Raw genomic sequence first — 16,239 nt, forward strand, 5'->3', positions numbered from 1 at the left:
GCGGGGCGGGCGTGGTCGGGGTCTCGCTGGGCGTCTCGCTCGGCGTCTCGGAGGGCGTGTCGGAGGGGGTGGGCTCCTCGGACTCGCTGGGCTCCTCGGAGGGCGTCTCGGTGGGCGTCGGCGGGGCGGGCACCTCGCCGCGCTCCACGTCCTGGAGGTCGAAGGTCTTGTCGGACCCGCCGCCGAGGGCGCCGAGGGTGTAGTCGGCCCAGATCCTGGCCGGGAAGCCGCTGCCGCTGGCGCGGCCGGAGTTGGCCGTACCGGTCAGGGAGACCTGCTTGCGGCCGCCGTCGCCCTCGCCGAAGAGGGCCACGACCGTGCTCAGCTCCGGGGTGTACCCGGCGAACCAGGCCGACTTGTTGTCCTCGGAGGTGCCGGTCTTGGCCGCCGCGTCGTAGGCGGGGCTGTTGGCCGCTCCCCCGGAACCGGCGTCGACGACCCCGGTGAGCCCCTTGGTCACGGTGTCGGCCGAGGCGCGGCTGATGACCTGCTCCCGCTTGGGCTTCTCGGCGGTCACCGTGCGGTCGCGGTGCTCGGCGGACTGGAGGATGTGCGGGGTGACCTTCCGGCCGTGGTTGTCGAGCGTGGCGTACACGCCGGCCATGTCCCAGGTCGAGGCGTTCATGGTGCCGAGGGTGACGGCGGGGCGCTCGGGGAAGTTCTTGTCCGGTACGCCGAGGGCGAGCGCGGTCTCCTTCACGGCGGCGGGCGTCACGTCCACGATCATCTGCGCGAAGACGGAGTTGACCGAGCTGTTCAAGGCCTTCTGGACGGAGACCGGGCCGTAACTGCGGTCGTCCTGGTTCTGCGGGGCGAACGGGGTGTCGCTGCCGACGACGGGCCGCTTGCTGGTGCCGTCGTAGATCGTGTTCAGCCCGATGAGGCTGCCGTCCTGGGTCGTCGACTCGTTCTCCAGGGCGGAGGCGAGCACCAGCGGCTTGAAGGTGGAGGCGGGCTGGTAGTCCTGGCGGGTGGCGTTGCTGATGTAGTGCTTGATGTAGTCCTCGCCGCCGTACAGCGCGACGACCTTGCCGGTCTTCGGGTCGACGGATGTGGCGCCGGCCTGGACGGTGGCGTCGACCTTGCTGCCTTCGCGGTCGAGCTTGGACTCCAGCTGGTCGTCGACCGACTTCTCCAGCGCCTGCTGGCGCTTCTTGTCGACGGTGAGGGTGAAGGTCCAGCCGCCCGCGTCGCGGTCCTCGGCGGTGACGCCCTGCTTCTCCAGCTCCTCGTTGGCCGCCTCGACGAGATAGCCCCGCTGGCCCTCCATGCCCTCGGCGGGCTTGGGCTTCTGCGGGTAGGGGAACTTCAGCTTCGCCTTCTCGGACTCGGTCAGCCAGTCCATCTCGACCATGTTGCGCAGGGTGTAGGCCCAGCGCTCCTTGACCAGCTTCTTGCCGGTGTCGGTGGCGGAAGCCCAGTCGTACTGGCTGGGGGCCTGGAGGAGGGAGGCGAGGTAGGCGCCCTGGGAGACGTTCAGGTCCTTGGCGTCGATGCCGTAGTAGGCCTGGGCGGCGGCCTGGATGCCGCTGGCGCCGCGTCCGTAGTAGGCGGTGTTGATGTACCCGGCGAGGATCTCGTCCTTGGACTTCTTCTGGTCGACCTTGAGCGAGATCACCAGCTCCTTGAGCTTGCGGCTCACGGTGGCGTCCTGCGTCAGGTAGTAGTTCTTCACGTACTGCTGGGTGATGGTCGAGCCACCCTGCTTGCCCTTGCCGCTGAGCGTGTTGAGGAGACCGCGGGTGGTGCCCTTCAGGTCGACGCCCTGGTCCTTGTAGAAGGTCTTGTTCTCGGCGGCGACGAAGGCGTGCTGGACCTTCTTCGGCACCTCGTCCAGGTCGACTATCTGGCGGTTGACGCCCTTGCCGGTCCGGGCGAGGACGGTGCCGTCGCTGTACTTGTAGACGTTGCTCTGCCGCTCCGCCATGGAGTTCCCGGCGGCGGGGACGTCGACGTACAGGTAGAGCGCGCCGAAGGCGCCCATGCCCAGCAGGACGATCCCGAAGAACGTGCCCAGCAGCTTCTTCCACGTGAAGAGTCTGCGTATGCCGCCGCTCTTCGCGGCCCGGCGCGACTCCTGCGCCTGGGCTCGTCGCGCATCCGCTCGACCCATTGGTGTGTTGCTCCCGCTTCTCTGCTCGACCGGTTCGCTCGGTTTCCTGTAGGGCGTGTCGTAGCTCGCTCAGACCTGCCAGCTAACACCGACGACAGGGACAAAAGACAAGCGATCCGGCCTTTTACGGACGTGAGAATCAGCACCCGCCTCTGCAGGAACCGACTCCCCAGGGGTGGACAAGGTTGCGACAACCGATAATGTGTAATCACATTGCTAGCGCGGTGCGATACCGCGCCGAACGGGGGATCCCATGACCGCACAGCACGAGAACCGCCACCCGGACGCCCCGGCGGCGGATCTCTCCGTCGACGCTCCCGACATGCCCGAACCCCAGGTCAGGGAGGTCGTGGCGCACGCCATCCCCGGCGGCATCGGACTGCTCCTGACGGTCGTCGGGGTGATCGCGGGAATCGGCCTCGTCATCGGCGGCGCCGTTCTCAACGGAAGCGGAGCCGGCGCCGTCGGGGTCACGCTCCTCATCCTCGGAGTGCTCCTCGGTATCACCTCCTTCTTCTGCATGAGCGGTGTGAAGATGGTCGCTCCGGGCGAGGCCCGGGTGATCCAGCTCTTCGGCCGGTACGTCGGCACCATCCGGGCCGACGGGCTCCGCTGGATCAACCCGCTGACCTCCAGCCAGAAGATCTCCACCCGCGTCCGCAACCACGAGACCGCCGTACTCAAGGTCAACGACGCCTACGGCAACCCGATCGAGCTGGCCGCGATCGTCGTGTGGAAGGTCGAGGACACCGCGCAGGCCCTCTTCGAGGTCGACGACTTCCTGGAGTTCGTCGCCACCCAGACCGAGGCGGCCGTCCGGCACATCGCCATCGAGTACCCCTACGACGCCCACGAGGAGGACGGCCTCTCGCTGCGCGGCAACGCCGAGGAGATCACCGAGAAGCTGGCCGCCGAACTGACCGCCCGGGTGCAGGCCGCGGGCGTCCTGATCATCGAGTCCCGCTTCAGCCACCTCGCGTACGCCCCCGAGATCGCCTCCGCCATGCTCCAGCGGCAGCAGGCCGGCGCGGTCGTCGCGGCCCGCCAGCAGATCGTCGAGGGCGCGGTGGGCATGGTCGAGATGGCCCTGACCCGGATCGCCGAGCAGGACATCGTGGAGCTGGACTCCGAGCGGAAGGCCGCCATGGTGAGCAATCTGATGGTGGTGCTGTGCGGTGACCGCAGCGCCCAGCCAGTCCTCAACACGGGCACCCTTTACCAGTGACCGACCAGACGCCTCCCCGGCGGACGCCGGCGTCCCGGTCGCAGCAGCGCAAGCAGATGCTGCTGCGGCTGGACCCCGCGGTGCACGACGCACTCGCCCGCTGGGCCTCCGACGAACTGCGCAGCGCCAACGCGCAGATCGAGTTCCTGCTGCGGCGGGCGCTCGCGGAGGCGGGCAGGCTGCCCGGGGCGGCACGGCCGATCGCCCGGCGGGGGCGGCCGCCGAAAGAGCCGCCCGGACAGCAGCCGGAGGGGCCGGCCACCCCGCCCGGACCGGGTGCCCGGAACGCCCCGTAGCGCCGCTCGCCCGCCACGTACCGACCTCGTGACCCCGGCCCGCCCATGGGTCGGGGTCGCTTTCCGGACGTGTATACATCGAGGGTATACACCCCGTGTAGAGTGCTCCTCATGTCTATCGGTCACACCCTCCTCGGGCTCCTGGAGTCCGGCCCCCGGCACGGCTACGACCTGAAGCGGACCTTCGACGAGAAGTTCGGCCAGGACCGCCCGCTGCACTACGGCCAGGTCTACTCGACGATGTCCCGGCTCCTGAAGAACGGACTCGTCGAGGTCGACGGCGTCGAGAGCGAGGGAGGACCGGAGCGCAAGCGGTACGCCATCACCGACGCCGGGATCACCGATGTCACACAGTGGCTGGCCCAGCCCGAGAAGCCGGAGCCCTACCTCCAGTCGACGCTCTACACCAAGGTCGTCCTCGCGCTGCTGACCGACCGCAGCGCGGCGGACCTGCTGGACGCCCAGCGCTCGGCGCACCTGCGGATGATGCGCATCCTCACCGACCGCAAGCGCAAGGGCGACCTCGCCGACCAGCTCATCTGCGACCACGCCCTGTTCCACCTCGAAGCCGATCTGCGCTGGCTGGAACTGACCGCCGCCCGTCTCGACCAGCTCGCCAAGGTGGTGGCTCCGTGATTCCCGACGGCTCCCTGCTCGCCGCGCACGATCTGCGCAAGACCTACGGTTCGACGCCCGCCCTGGACGGCGCGTCGTTCTCCGTGCACCCCGGCGAGGTCGTCGCCGTGATGGGCCCCTCCGGCTCCGGCAAGTCGACCCTGCTGCACTGCCTGGCCGGGATCATCACGCCCGACTCCGGCACCATCACCTACGCGGGCCGCGAGCTGTCCGCGATGCCGGACGCCGAGCGCAGCGCCTTGCGGCGCAGCGACTTCGGCTTCGTGTTCCAGTTCGGCCAGCTGGTCCCGGAGCTGACGTGCGTGGAGAACGTGGCCCTGCCGCTGCGGCTGAACGGGGTGCGGCGCAAGGCCGCCGAGCGCACCGCCCTGGAGTGGATGGAGCGCCTGGAGGTCGACGACCTCGGCGCCCAGCGTCCCGGCGAGGTCTCCGGCGGACAGGGCCAGCGGGTCGCCGTGGCCCGCGCCCTGGCGGGGTCACCGAAGGTGATCTTCGCCGACGAGCCGACCGGCGCGCTGGACTCCCTCAACGGCGAGCGGGTGATGGAGCTGCTCACCGAGGCCGCCCGGTCCGCCAACGTGGCCGTGGTCCTGGTGACGCACGAGGCCCGGGTCGCCGCCTACTCCGACCGCGACGTCACCGTGCGCGACGGCCGGGCCCGGGATCTGGAGCACGCGGTATGACGCTGCTCGACTCCCGTACGGCCCCGCCCGCCGCACCGGAGAGCCCGAAGCCGGCCTCGTGCGGCGCGGTGGTCCTCCGCGACCTCGGTCTCGGCGTCCGGTTCGCCGCCGCCGGTGGCCGCGAGGGCTGGATCCGTACGCTGCTGACCGCCGTCGGCGTCGGCCTCGGTGTGGCGCTGCTGCTGCTCGCCTCCTCCGTACCGCATCTGCTCGACGAGCGGAACGCGCGCGAACAGGCCCGCAGCGAGACGCAGATCTCCGACTCGCCCGACGTGAACGCCCCGAAGTCGGACAGCTCGGTGCTGCGGATCAACACGACCACCGAGTACCACGACCGGACCGTCGCGGGATATCTGATGCGCCCGGACGGCTCGACGCCCGTCCTGCCGTCCGGGGTGACCGGCTTCCCCGGTGCGGACGAGATGGTCGTCTCCCCCGCCCTGCGGGAGCTGCTCGCCGAGCCGGGCAACGAACTGCTGCGCGAGCGGCTGCCGTACGAGATCACCGGCACGATTCAAGACGCCGGACTGCGCTCCCCCGGTGAGCTCCTCTACTACGCGGGCAGCGACACCCTGACGACGGCCAGTGGCGGCCACCGCATCGCCGGGTACGGGGACGAGCGCGCGGGCGACCCCCTGCCGCCGCTGCTGATCGTGCTCGTCGTGATGGTCTGCGTCGTGCTGCTGGTGCCGGTCGCGATCTTCATCGCCACCGCCGTGCGCTTCGGCGGCGACCGCCGCGACCGCCGGCTGGCAGCGCTGCGCCTGGTCGGCGCGGACATCCGGACGACCCGGCGGATCGCCGCCGGGGAAGCGCTGTTCGGCGCGCTGCTCGGGCTGCTGATCGGTCTGGCGTTCTTCCTGACGGGCCGGGAGTTCGTCGGCTCGGTGGAGATCTGGGACGTCAGCGCGTTCCCGGCCGACCTGGTCCCGGACTCGATGCTGGCCCTGCTGATCGTGGTGGCGGTGCCGCTGACCGCCGTCCTCGTGACCCTGGTCGCGATGCGGTCCGTGGTGATCGAGCCGCTCGGCGTCGTACGCCGGGGACGCGAGCGGGGACGCCGGCTCTGGTGGCGGCTGCTGATGCCGTTCGCGGGTCTGGCGGTGTTCGGACTCACGGGCAGGATCAGTGCCTACGAGTACGCGCCCGAGAAGCCGTTCGGGATCGCGGCCGGCAGCGTGCTGGTGCTGGTCGGGCTCGCCCTGCTGCTCCCCTGGCTGGTCGAGGCGTGCGTGAACCGGCTGCGCGGCGGCCCGGTGCCCTGGCAGCTCGCCACCCGCAGGCTCCAGTTGAGCAGCGGGGCCGCGTCCCGCGCGGTCAGCGGGGTCACGGTGGCGGTGGCGGGCGCGATCGCGCTGCAGATGATGTTCGCCGCGATGAACGCCGACTTCAACCGGATGACCGGCCAGGACCCCACGCGGGCCCAGTTCGCCGGTTATTCCGAGGACGTCACGGGCGAGGCGGCCACCTCGGCCGTCGAGCGGTTCCGCGCCACCAAGGGGGTGGACGTGGTCATCGGATCGGTGGAGGCGTACGCGTCCAAGCCCGGCGACTACGCCGACGAGGACGTGCAGCCCACCACCTCGCTGACCGTCGGCACCTGCGCCACTCTGCGCGAGCTGGCCCGGATCGACGCCTGCGAGGACGGCGACACCTTCGTCGTCCACCCGCCGGGCGACAAGGACATGACCGCCTGGGTCGACGAGACCGCCCGCAAGGGCAAGGAGGTCGAGATCGGCTCCGGGTACGGCAAGCCGCTGCGGTGGACACTGCCCGCCGGCTCCCCGACCGTGCATGGCCGCAAGGACCCGATGGGCGAGACCCACTACGGGATCATGGCCACCACCGGCGCGATCGACGCGGGCAAGGTGCCCGGCGCGCAGATCACCGTCCAGATCCGGGTCGACCGGAGCGTGCCGGACGTCGCCGAGTACGTACGCAACACGGCGGCGGAGATCGACCCCGGTATGCGTTTCGTGACGCTCGACTCGGTGGAGCGCGACCGCCAGTACGCCAGCATCCAGACCGGGCTCCAGGTGGGGGCCACCGCGGTGCTGCTGCTGATCGCCGCGTCGATGCTGGTCTCCCAGCTGGAGCAGTTGCGTGAGCGCAGGCGGCTGCTGTCGGTGCTGGTCGCCTTCGGCACCCGGCGCTCCACGCTCGGCTGGTCGGTGCTGTGGCAGACCGCCGTGCCGGTGGTGCTCGGTCTGGCGGTGGCGGTCGCGGGCGGCCTGGGGCTCGGCGGGGCGCTCACCTGGCTGATCCAGAAGCAGGTCGCCGACTGGTGGCTGTTCTGGCCGATGGCAGGGGTCGGCGGCGCGCTGATCGTGCTGGTGACGCTGCTGTCGCTGCCGCCGCTGTGGCGGATGATGCGCCCGGAGGGGCTGCGCACCGAGTGACCTCCGCGTGATCCGCGTACGGCCGGGGCTCCTGGGAACGGGGCCCCGGCCGCGTACGTCTCACTCCTGGTCCGGGTGGTCCACCACGCGCACCGGCAGCGGCCGCATCGCCTCGCGCAGGGCGGCGGCGAACTCCTCGAACTCGCCGCCGCGCGCCGACCCGGTCCGCATCGCCAGCGCGACCCTCCGGGTGGGCGCCGGGTCGGCGAAGTACCCGGTGGACAGCGCGTCGTTGCGGCCGGTCTCCACCGTCACCGCGGTGCGCGGCAGCAGTGTCACGCCGAGTCCGCCGGCGACCAGCTGGACCAGGGTGGAGAGCCCGGCGGCGGTCGTGGTGACGGGCGCGCCCTGGGTGCGGCCGGCCTCGCGGCAGATGTCCAGGGCCTGGTCGCGCAGGCAGTGCCCCTCGTCCAGGAGCAGCAGCGGCAGCTCGCGCAGCGCGTCCCGGGGGATGTCCGAGCGGCCGCCGAGCCAGTGGTCCTGCTCCATGACCAGCACGAAGTCCTCGTCGAAGAGCGGGAGTTCGGTGACGCCCGGCACCCCGAGCGGCACGGCGAGCAGCAGCAGGTCGAGCCGCCCGGCGGCGAGCCCTTCGAGCAGCGAGGAGGTCTGCTCCTCGTGGACCTGGAGGTCGAGGTCCGGGTAGCGCTCGTGGACGAGGCGGAGCACGGCGGGCAGGAGGTACGGGGCGACGGTCGGGATCACGCCGAGCCGGAGGACCCCGGTGAACGGGGCCCGGACCGCCTCCGCCTCCTCCATCAGCGCGGCGACGGCGTCCAGCACCGCCCCGGCCCGGGCCGCGAGCCGCTCCCCCGCGGGCGAGAGCAGCACCTTGCGCGTCGTACGCTCGATGAGCTGGACACCCAGTGCCTCCTCCAGGGTGGAGACGGCTCCGGAGAGTGCGGGCTGACTCATCCCGATTGCTGCCGCCGCGTCCCGGAAGTGCAGATGCTCCGCCACGGCCGCGAAGGCGCGCAGCTGCGACAGGCTGGGCTGCCGGCCGGGCGACTTACCGGACTGCTTGGGACGTAGGGCCTGATTTACCTGCACCACTGATAGGTACCTCCGATCATCTCGACCGAGTGTAGCTATTTCCGTGATCAATGCACTCTGTGCCAAGGTGGAGCCCGTCCAACCCTCAGGAAGACCCCCAAAAGGGGAATTCCAGACGTTGCAAGGAGAGCGCGTGCTCACTGTCGGTGACAAGTTCCCCGAGTTCGACCTGACTGCCTGTGTCTCGCTGGAGAGCGGCCAGGAGTTCGAGCAGATCAACCACAAGACCTACGAGGGCAAGTGGAAGATCGTCTTCGCGTGGCCCAAGGACTTCACCTTCGTGTGCCCGACGGAGATCGCCGCTTTCGGCAAGCTGAACGAGGAGTTCGCCGACCGCGACGCGCAGGTCCTCGGCTTCTCCGGTGACTCCGAGTTCGTGCACCACGCCTGGCGCAAGGACCACCCGGACCTGACCGACCTGCCTTTCCCGATGCTGGCCGACTCGAAGCACGAGCTCATGCGTGACCTCGGCATCGAGGGCGAGGACGGCTTCGCCCAGCGCGCCGTCTTCATCGTCGACCAGAACAACGAGATCCAGTTCACGATGGTGACCGCTGGTTCCGTGGGCCGTAACCCCAAGGAGGTCCTGCGGGTCCTCGACGCCCTGCAGACCGACGAGCTGTGCCCGTGCAACTGGACCAAGGGCGAGAACACCCTCGACCCGGTCGCGCTCCTCTCGGGCGAGTGAGCTGATACCCATGGCTCTCGACGAACTGAAGTCCGCCGTACCGGACTTCGCCAAGGACCTGAAGCTGAACCTCGGTTCGGTCATCGGCAACAGCGACCTCCCGCAGCAGCAGCTGTGGGGCACCGTGCTGGCCTGCGCGATCGCCTCGCGCTCGCCGAAGGTGCTGCGCGAGCTGGAGCCCGAGGCGAAGGCCAACCTCTCCGCCGAGGCGTACACCGCGGCGAAGTCGGCGGCCGCCGTCATGGCGATGAACAACGTCTTCTACCGGACCCGGCACCTGCTGTCGGACCCGGAGTACGGCACGCTCCGCGCGGGCCTGCGGATGAACGTCATCGGCAACCCGGGCGTGGAGAAGGTCGACTTCGAGCTGTGGTCGCTCGCCGTCTCCGCGATCAACGGCTGCGGCCAGTGCCTGGACTCCCACGAGCAGGTGCTCCGCAAGGCCGGCGTGGACCGTGAGACCATTCAGGAAGCCGTCAAGATCGCCTCGGTGATCCAGGCGGTCGGTGTGACCCTCGACGCCGAGGCCGTACTCGCCGAGCAGTGACACCGCACCACCCCTGATACACCCTGATACGAGAAGAGCCCCGAGGACGACCGACCGTCCCCGGGGCTCTTCTTTCACGTTCCGTGCCGCTCGGCTACTCCTTCGGCGGCGGGTTCTCCTCCGGGCGCTCGGCCGGGCTGTCCGGCGCGCCCGGTGCGGGTGGCGCCGGCGCGGGACCGGCGGGCACCGGGTTCATCGACAGGGCCGTGGACCCGGTACGCCCCCCGCTCTCACCCGGGGGCCCCGGCATCGCGTACGAACGCAGATAGCCCACCACCGTGTTCGTCACCGCGACCAGCGGTACGGCGACGACCGCGCCGCCGATGCCCGCGACCAGACCGCCGGTCGCCACCGCGAGGACCACCGCGAGCGGATGCACCCGGACGGCGCGGCCGAGGATGAACGGCTGCAGGATGTGGCCCTCGATCTGCTGCACCGCCAGGACCACCACCAGCGCCCACAGTGCCGTCCACACGCCCTCGGTGACCAGGGCGACGACCACCGCGAGCGCTCCGGAGACCACGGCGCCGACGAGCGGGATGAAGGCGAACAGGAAGATGAAGACGGCCAGCGGCACCGCGAGCGGCACGTTCAGGACGTAGAGGCCGAGGCCGATGAAGATGGCGTCGATCAGGGCGACGAGCACCGTCCCCCGCACATAGGCGGTGAGGGTGCGCCAGGCACGCGGTCCGGCCCCGGCGACGCCCGGACGGGCGGCGGCGGGCACCAGCTTGAGCGACCACTCCCAGATGCGCCGGCCGTCGTAGAGCAGGAACAGCGTGGAGAACATCGCCAGCAGCAGCCCGGTGAGGAACTCCACCATCACCGTGACGCCCTGGAGCCCGGCGGAGGTGATCTCCTCGGTGTTGGTGCCGATGGTGTCACTGAGGTTCTTGGCGATGTCGTTGATCTGCGACTCGGTGACGTGGAACGGGCTGTCGAGCGCCCAGCGCTTCAGCTCGTCGATGCCGTCGCGGACCCGGTCCGAGAGCGTGTCGAGGTTGTCCATCACCTGCCACACCACGAACCAGCCGACCAGGCCGATGATGACGAACCCGAGGACGGCGGTCACAGCGGTGGCGAGCCCGTGGGGCAGCCCGAACCGCTTGAGCCGGACCACCGTGGGCTGGAGCATCGCGGTGATGAGCAGCGCGGCGGAGAAGGCGAGCACCACCAGCTCCACGGCGGTGATCACCCGCATCAGCACCCAGAGCGTCCCGGCGAGGACGAGGAGGCGCCAGCCGGCCTCCGCGGCGACCCGCATCCCCCACGGGATCGCCGCCACCGGATCCGGCTTGGCGGCGACCGAGGGGGCGTAGCTGGGGGGCGCGGGCACCTGCCCCGGTTCGTCATCGGCGTCGGGGACGGCCCCCTTCGCCGTGAACGGTTCATCGTCGGCGGCGGCCCTCGCCCGACGCTCGTCCAGGCGTGCGCCCAGCTCCGTCAGTTCGGACCCGAAGCGGCCCAGCCAGCCCGGCAGTTTTGACATGCTCTCTTTCCTTCCCCCATCTGGGCTTCCCAGCGCTCCGGGTTTCACCAGGAAGTGACCGTACAACGCGCGAGGCTCCTCACCGTCTGGACGGTGAGGAGCCTCGCGGGGTTGAGAGGGCGGCGGGTGAACTTCCGCCCGCTTCCCCTAGTACCAGTTGTTGGCCTGCCAGAAGGACCAGGCGCCGCACGGGGAGCCGTAACGGCCGTCCATGTAGCTGAGGCCCCACTTGATCTGGGTGGCCGGGTTGGTCTGCCAGTCGGCGCCGGCGGACGACATCTTGGAGCCCGGGAGCGCCTGCATCAGACCGTACGCCCCGGAGGACGGGTTGGTCGCGCGGTAGTTCCACGTGGACTCGTGGTTCACGATGTTGCTGAAGCACTGGAACTGGTCCGCGGGGACCATCTGACGGGCCATCGCCTGGACGTCGGCCACGCTGTAGGAGCCCTGCGCGGAGAACGAGGAGGCGTCGCGGACGGAAGAACGGCTGGCGCGCTCGGCCTCGTCCTTCTCCTTCTTCTTCTCCGCCGCCGCCTTGCGCTCGGCCTCGATCCGGTCCTCGGCCGCCTGCTTCTTGGACTTGGCGTCCTTGGCGGCCTGGATGCGGGCCGATTCCTCGGCCGACTTCTTCGCGGAGGCGTCGGCGGCGGACGCCTGGGCGTCGGCCTGCTGCGTCAGCGAAGCGGTCTGGACCTGGGCCTGCTGGCCCGCGGGGATGTCTGCGAGCAGCGTGGTGTCGGCTGCGGCCGCCTCGAAGTTGTTGTCGTCGGCGGCAGGTGTGCCGCCCGCAGCAACGCCTACGACGGCGCCAACGGTGGTGACCGCGGTGGCGGATGCCACGGCGAACCCCCGGACCGAGATCCGGCTCACATGGTGTCCTTCCAGCATCGCCCGCTTAGGTGACCTCGCGGGCGCGTACGTGCCCCTGGCACTGGCCTCCCTACTGCGTGGGTCACGGGAGGCACGGGCCCGATGGGCAACCCCGGTGAGGAGGCTGCCGCGTGGTGCTCGCGGGCGGCATACGGGCGTCTTGTGTTGAGTTGTGTGGTGCGTGGCGCCTCTGGAGGTGCCCAAGTGCCGTATGCGGGGCCTGACGGAAGCAAGACTCTGCCGGACGGGGACGCATGGAGGCAATTCTGTGTTGCGTGGGAAAGGTCACACCCCGTTTGGGTCACTGGTTTTTCGGAAATGACGGCGCAGCACAATGCCGCCCGGCTAAGCTCCTTGGCTCGCCGGGCGGCATCAATGGGGCATGCGGGTCAGATGTGGCCTTCCTCCAGCATTTCGGTCACCAGCGCGGCGATCTGCGAACGCTCCGACCGCGTGAGCGTGACGTGCGCGAACAGCGGATGGCCCTTCAGTTTCTCGACGACGGCGACGACTCCGTCGTACCGGCCGACCCGGAGGTTGTCCCGCTGGGCCACGTCGTGGGTGAGCACGACACGCGAATTCGCCCCGATCCGGGACAACACGGTCAGCAGGACGTTCCGTTCGAGCGACTGCGCCTCGTCGACGATCACGAAGGCGTCGTGCAGCGAGCGGCCGCGGATGTGGGTGAGCGGCAGGACCTCCAGCATCCCGCGCCCGAGCACCTCCTCGATGACCTCGCGCCCGGCGACCGCCGAGAGCGTGTCGAAGACCGCCTGCGCCCAGGGGCTCATCTTCTCGGCCTCGCTGCCGGGGAGATAGCCGAGCTCCTGGCCGCCCACCGCGTACAGCGGGCGGAAGACCATCACCTTCTTGTGCTGCTGCCGCTCCAGCACCGCCTCCAGGCCCGCGCAGAGGGCCAGCGCCGACTTGCCGGTGCCCGCGCGTCCGCCGAGCGACACGATGCCGACGTCGCTGTCGAGGAGGAGGTCGAGCGCGATCCGCTGCTCGGCGCTGCGCCCGTGGATGCCGAAGGCCTCCCGGTCGCCCCGCACGAGGCGGACGTTGCCCTCGGCCGTCACCCGGCCGAGCGCCTTGCCGCGCTCGGACTGGAGGACCAGGCCGGTGTGCACGGGCAGCTCGGCGGCCTCGGGGACGTACAGCGTCTCCTCGCTGAACAGCAGGTCGATCTGTTCCCCGGCGAGGGACAGTTCGCTCATACCGGTCCAGCCGGAGTCCGTGATGGCGAGCTCCGCGCGGTACTCCTCGGCGAGGAGGCCGACGGAGGACGCCTTGATACGGAGGGGCAGGTCCTTGGAGACGACCGTGACGTCGTACCCCTCGGCCTGGAGGTTGCGTGCGACCGCGAGGATCCGTGAGTCGTTGTCCCCCAACCGGTAGCCGGCGGGCAGTATGCCGGGATCGGAGTGGTTGAGTTCGACACGGAGCGACCCGCCCAGGTCCCCGAGCGGGATCGGGGCGTCCAGCCGGCCGTACCGGACCCGGAAGTCGTCCAGCAGGCGCAGGGCCTGGCGGGCGAAGTAGCCGAGCTCGGGATGGTGCCGTTTGGCCTCCAGCTCCGTGACCACCACGATCGGCAGCACGACTTCGTGCTCGTCGAAGCGGGCCATGGCGCCGGGGTCGGCCAGCAGGACGCTGGTGTCGAGAACGTATGTGCGCCGGTCGGGCATGCGGCGCTTGATGCTGTTCACCACGGAAGGACGTACCCCCTCGGACGAGGTCGGGGAGTGCGACGGACGGTCGCGGAGCTTCCCGAAGGGAGAGGACGGACCGGGATCGGGCCCTCGTGCGCGGGCCGGACCACGGCCACCGCGTCGGCCGCACGCTGCGTACGGTCCTTCGTGTGCAAAGGGCCTCCCGGGCGAGCGGACTGGGTGCCGCTCACTTGGTGACGACATCCGCCTGGTTGATGACCGGATGTCGACCTGTCAGGGGTATTCCCTTTTCGAACCGAAGCCATGCCGCTGCATATGACACGGTGTGGAGAAGTCCCGGTGGCCGCCTGATGACGCCCTGGCGGCTCAGGCCCCGTAACGCCGGTGGCGGGCCGCGTAGTCGCGCAGTGCCCGGAGGAAGTCGACCTTGCGGAAGGCCGGCCAGAAGACCTCGCAGAAGTAGTACTCCGAATGGGCGCTCTGCCAGAGCATGAAGCCCGAGAGCCGCTGCTCGCCGCTCGTCCGGATCACCAGGTCGGGATCGGGCTGGCCCCGGGTGTAGAGGTGCTCGGAGATCAGGTCGGTGGAGACGACCTCGGCCAGCTCCTCGAAGCTGGTGCCCTTCTCCGCGTGCTCCAGGAGCAGCGAGCGCACCGCGTCCGCAATCTCCTGACGGCCGCCGTAGCCGACGGCGACGTTGACGATTATCCCGTCGATATGCGAGGTCGACTCCTGGGCCTCTTTCAGGACCGTCTGCGTCTCCGGCGGGAGCAGGTCGAGCGTGCCGACGTGGTGGACGCGCCAGCGCCCGTCCGCGGCGAGGTTGCGCACGGTGTTCTCGATGATGCCGAGCAGCGGCTTCAGCTCGTGCTCGGGCCGGTCGAAGTTGTCCGTGGAGAGCATCCAGAGGGTGACGACCTCGACATCGGTCTCGTCGCACCAGCCGAGCAGCTCGGAGATCTTGTCCGCACCGGCCTGGTGGCCCTGGACGGCGGAGCCGCCGGACGCCTTGGCCCAGCGGCGGTTGCCGTCGAGGATGACCCCGATGTGCTTCGGCACCTGGTCGTGGTCCAGGCGGCCTTCCACCCGGCGCGCGTAGAGCCTGTACACCAGGTCGCGGAAGTTCACTGCGTTCACCCTCTCGGTTCCGTACGGGCCCGGGGCCCGCCCCCCCCCGCCGCCGGGGGGGGGGGGGCCGTCCCCCGCAGGGGGTCGCCGCACGGCCTGCGCCGCTCGCACGATCCCCCGGCGGTCCGCGCCCCTACCACTGGCACGGGCCACGCGGGCCTTCGCCGCGCCGCACACCGGCATTCCCCGAAGCCGCCACATTACTGCGATCGGGTCACGGGGGCCCAACCCGGTCTGTCACAACTCCGTGATAAGGAGTGAAACGTGACTGATTACCTCTCCCCCGACCTGTACTACCGCGCTGCCGACACGCGCTACGACTCCATGGAGTACCGCAGGACCGGGCGCAGCGGCCTCAAGCTGCCCGCCCTGTCGCTCGGCCTGTGGCACAACTTCGGCGACGACCGGGCCCTGGACTCCCAGCGGGCGATCCTGCGCCGCGCCTTCGACCTCGGCGTCACCCATTTCGACCTGGCCAACAACTACGGCCCGCCGCCCGGCTCGGCCGAGCTGAACTTCGGCAAGCTGTTCGCCCAGGACTTCGCCCCGTACCGTGACGAACTGGTCATTTCCACCAAGGCCGGATATCTGATGCACCCCGGCCCGTACGGCGAGTGGGGCTCCCGGAAGTACCTGCTGTCCTCGCTCGACGCCTCGCTGAAGCGGATGGGCGTGGACCACGTCGACATCTTCTACTCGCACCGCTTCGACCCGCACACCCCGCTGGAGGAGACGATGGGCGCCCTGGCGTCCGCCGTGCAGCAGGGCAAGGCGCTGTACGTGGGCGTCTCCTCGTACAACGCGGAGCAGACGGCTGAGGCGGCCGGACTGCTCAAGGAGATGGGCGTGCCGGCCCTGATCCACCAGCCGTCCTACTCCATGATCAACCGCTGGATCGAGGACGACGGGCTGCTCGACACCCTGGAGGCAGCCGGAATGGGCTGCATCTCCTTCGTGCCGCTCGCGCAGGGCCTGCTCACGAACAAGTACCTGAAGGGCATCCCGGAGGGTTCGCGCGCCACCCAGGGCAAGTCGCTGGACCCGGGCCTGCTCTCGGACGAGGTCCTGCGCCGGCTGCGCGGTCTGAACGACATCGCCCAGGGGCGCGGCCAGTCGCTCGCCCAGCTCGCCATCGCCTGGGTGCTGCGCGACAGCCGGATGACCTCGGCGCTGATCGGCGCGTCGAGCGTGCAGCAGCTGGAGGAGAACGTGGCCGCCCTCGCGGGTCCGGCGCTCACGGCCGACGAGCTGAAGGAGATCGACGCCTTCGCCGTGGACACCGCGGGCACCAATATCTGGGCCGGTCGCGGCTGACGGCCGTCCGGGCCGGTCGCGGCTGACGACGGCTCAACGGGGCTTCGGCCCGCAGGGGCCCCGGGGGGGGGGGCCGGGCCCCCCCCCCCCCCCCCGCCCACAAAGCAAACACCACACTGGGGGGG

General features: G+C 70.2%; 14 protein-coding genes. 8 read left to right on the forward strand and 6 right to left on the reverse strand.

Annotated elements, in window-relative coordinates; translation table 11 throughout:
- Positions 1-2,113: transglycosylase domain-containing protein (locus JS521_RS25535; RefSeq protein ID WP_205085299.1), on the reverse strand; the 2,113-nt coding region annotated here is incomplete at its 3' end.
- A 253-nt stretch (positions 2,114-2,366) separates the two neighbouring features.
- Between JS521_RS25535 and JS521_RS25540 the strand changes: the two genes are divergently transcribed.
- From JS521_RS25540 to JS521_RS25560, 5 genes are all read left to right on the forward strand, one after another.
- Positions 2,367-3,338 (forward strand): SPFH domain-containing protein, encoded by a 972-nt coding sequence (locus JS521_RS25540; RefSeq protein ID WP_205085300.1) that lies wholly within the window; start codon positions 2,367-2,369, stop codon positions 3,336-3,338.
- 56 nt (positions 3,339-3,394) lie between these two features.
- Positions 3,395-3,634: a type II toxin-antitoxin system antitoxin gene (locus JS521_RS25545; protein WP_239487824.1), complete on the forward strand. Its 240-nt coding sequence runs from the start codon at positions 3,395-3,397 to the stop codon at positions 3,632-3,634.
- Positions 3,635-3,745: 111 nt separating this feature from the next.
- Positions 3,746-4,270: a PadR family transcriptional regulator gene (locus tag JS521_RS25550; protein WP_205085303.1), complete on the forward strand. Its 525-nt coding sequence runs from the start codon at positions 3,746-3,748 to the stop codon at positions 4,268-4,270.
- On the forward strand, positions 4,267-4,953 hold the full coding sequence (locus JS521_RS25555) for an ABC transporter ATP-binding protein (RefSeq protein ID WP_205085305.1): 687 nt from the start codon (positions 4,267-4,269) through the stop codon (positions 4,951-4,953). Before JS521_RS25550 ends, JS521_RS25555 begins: the two co-directional genes overlap by 4 nt.
- Positions 4,950-7,352, forward strand: coding sequence for an FtsX-like permease family protein (locus tag JS521_RS25560; protein ID WP_205085307.1), 2,403 nt, complete (start codon positions 4,950-4,952; stop codon positions 7,350-7,352). The genes JS521_RS25555 and JS521_RS25560 overlap by 4 nt, the downstream gene beginning before the upstream one ends.
- Before the next feature lie 60 nt (positions 7,353-7,412).
- On the opposite strand, the gene JS521_RS25565 is transcribed toward JS521_RS25560, so the two are convergent.
- Positions 7,413-8,405 carry a hydrogen peroxide-inducible genes activator gene (locus JS521_RS25565; RefSeq protein ID WP_205085308.1) on the reverse strand — a complete coding sequence of 331 codons (993 nt, stop codon included), beginning with the start codon at positions 8,403-8,405 and terminating at the stop codon, positions 7,413-7,415.
- Between the two features lie 133 nt (positions 8,406-8,538).
- Between JS521_RS25565 and JS521_RS25570 the strand changes: the two genes are divergently transcribed.
- Both JS521_RS25570 and JS521_RS25575 read left to right on the forward strand, forming a co-directional pair.
- Positions 8,539-9,093 carry a peroxiredoxin gene (locus JS521_RS25570; protein WP_205085309.1) on the forward strand — a complete coding sequence of 185 codons (555 nt, stop codon included), beginning with the start codon at positions 8,539-8,541 and terminating at the stop codon, positions 9,091-9,093.
- A gap of 10 nt (positions 9,094-9,103) precedes the next feature.
- Positions 9,104-9,640, forward strand: coding sequence for an alkyl hydroperoxide reductase (locus tag JS521_RS25575; RefSeq protein ID WP_205085311.1), 537 nt, complete (start codon positions 9,104-9,106; stop codon positions 9,638-9,640).
- 94 nt (positions 9,641-9,734) lie between these two features.
- On the opposite strand, the gene JS521_RS25580 is transcribed toward JS521_RS25575, so the two are convergent.
- The 4 genes from JS521_RS25580 to JS521_RS25595 form a co-directional block, all read right to left on the reverse strand.
- The gene (locus JS521_RS25580; protein WP_205085312.1) at positions 9,735-11,129 is read right to left on the reverse strand and encodes an AI-2E family transporter; all 1,395 of its coding nucleotides are present in this window, start codon (positions 11,127-11,129) and stop codon (positions 9,735-9,737) included.
- A 147-nt stretch (positions 11,130-11,276) separates the two neighbouring features.
- A complete protein-coding gene (locus JS521_RS25585; protein ID WP_205085318.1) occupies positions 11,277-11,999 on the reverse strand; it encodes an aggregation-promoting factor C-terminal-like domain-containing protein in 723 nt (240 codons plus the stop codon).
- Positions 12,000-12,388: 389 nt separating this feature from the next.
- Positions 12,389-13,711, reverse strand: coding sequence for an RNA 5'-3' helicase PhoH2 (gene phoH2, locus JS521_RS25590; protein WP_010063378.1), 1,323 nt, complete (start codon positions 13,709-13,711; stop codon positions 12,389-12,391).
- Positions 13,712-14,038: 327 nt separating this feature from the next.
- A complete protein-coding gene (locus JS521_RS25595) occupies positions 14,039-14,800 on the reverse strand; it encodes an isoprenyl transferase (protein WP_030808266.1) in 762 nt (253 codons plus the stop codon).
- 264 nt (positions 14,801-15,064) lie between these two features.
- Here JS521_RS25595 and mgrA point away from each other — a divergent pair, with 264 nt between their 5' ends.
- Positions 15,065-16,114: an L-glyceraldehyde 3-phosphate reductase gene (gene mgrA / locus JS521_RS25600; protein WP_205085319.1), complete on the forward strand. Its 1,050-nt coding sequence runs from the start codon at positions 15,065-15,067 to the stop codon at positions 16,112-16,114.
- The last annotated feature ends 125 nt before the right edge of the window (positions 16,115-16,239 follow it).

The sequence above is a fragment of the Streptomyces durocortorensis genome (assembly GCF_016901035.1).
Classification (GTDB): Bacteria; Actinomycetota; Actinomycetes; order Streptomycetales; family Streptomycetaceae; genus Streptomyces; species Streptomyces durocortorensis.

Coding starts and splice junctions, on each gene's coding strand:
- JS521_RS25540 (WP_205085300.1), top strand. CDS start 2,367: ATGACCGCACAGCACGAGAACCGCCACCCGGACGCCCCGGCGGCGGAT.
- JS521_RS25545 (WP_239487824.1), top strand. CDS start 3,395: ATGCTGCTGCGGCTGGACCCCGCGGTGCACGACGCACTCGCCCGCTGG.
- JS521_RS25550 (WP_205085303.1), top strand. CDS start 3,746: ATGTCTATCGGTCACACCCTCCTCGGGCTCCTGGAGTCCGGCCCCCGG.
- JS521_RS25560 (WP_205085307.1), top strand. CDS start 4,950: ATGACGCTGCTCGACTCCCGTACGGCCCCGCCCGCCGCACCGGAGAGC.
- JS521_RS25575 (WP_205085311.1), top strand. CDS start 9,104: ATGGCTCTCGACGAACTGAAGTCCGCCGTACCGGACTTCGCCAAGGAC.
- JS521_RS25580 (WP_205085312.1), bottom strand. CDS start 11,129: ATGTCAAAACTGCCGGGCTGGCTGGGCCGCTTCGGGTCCGAACTGACG.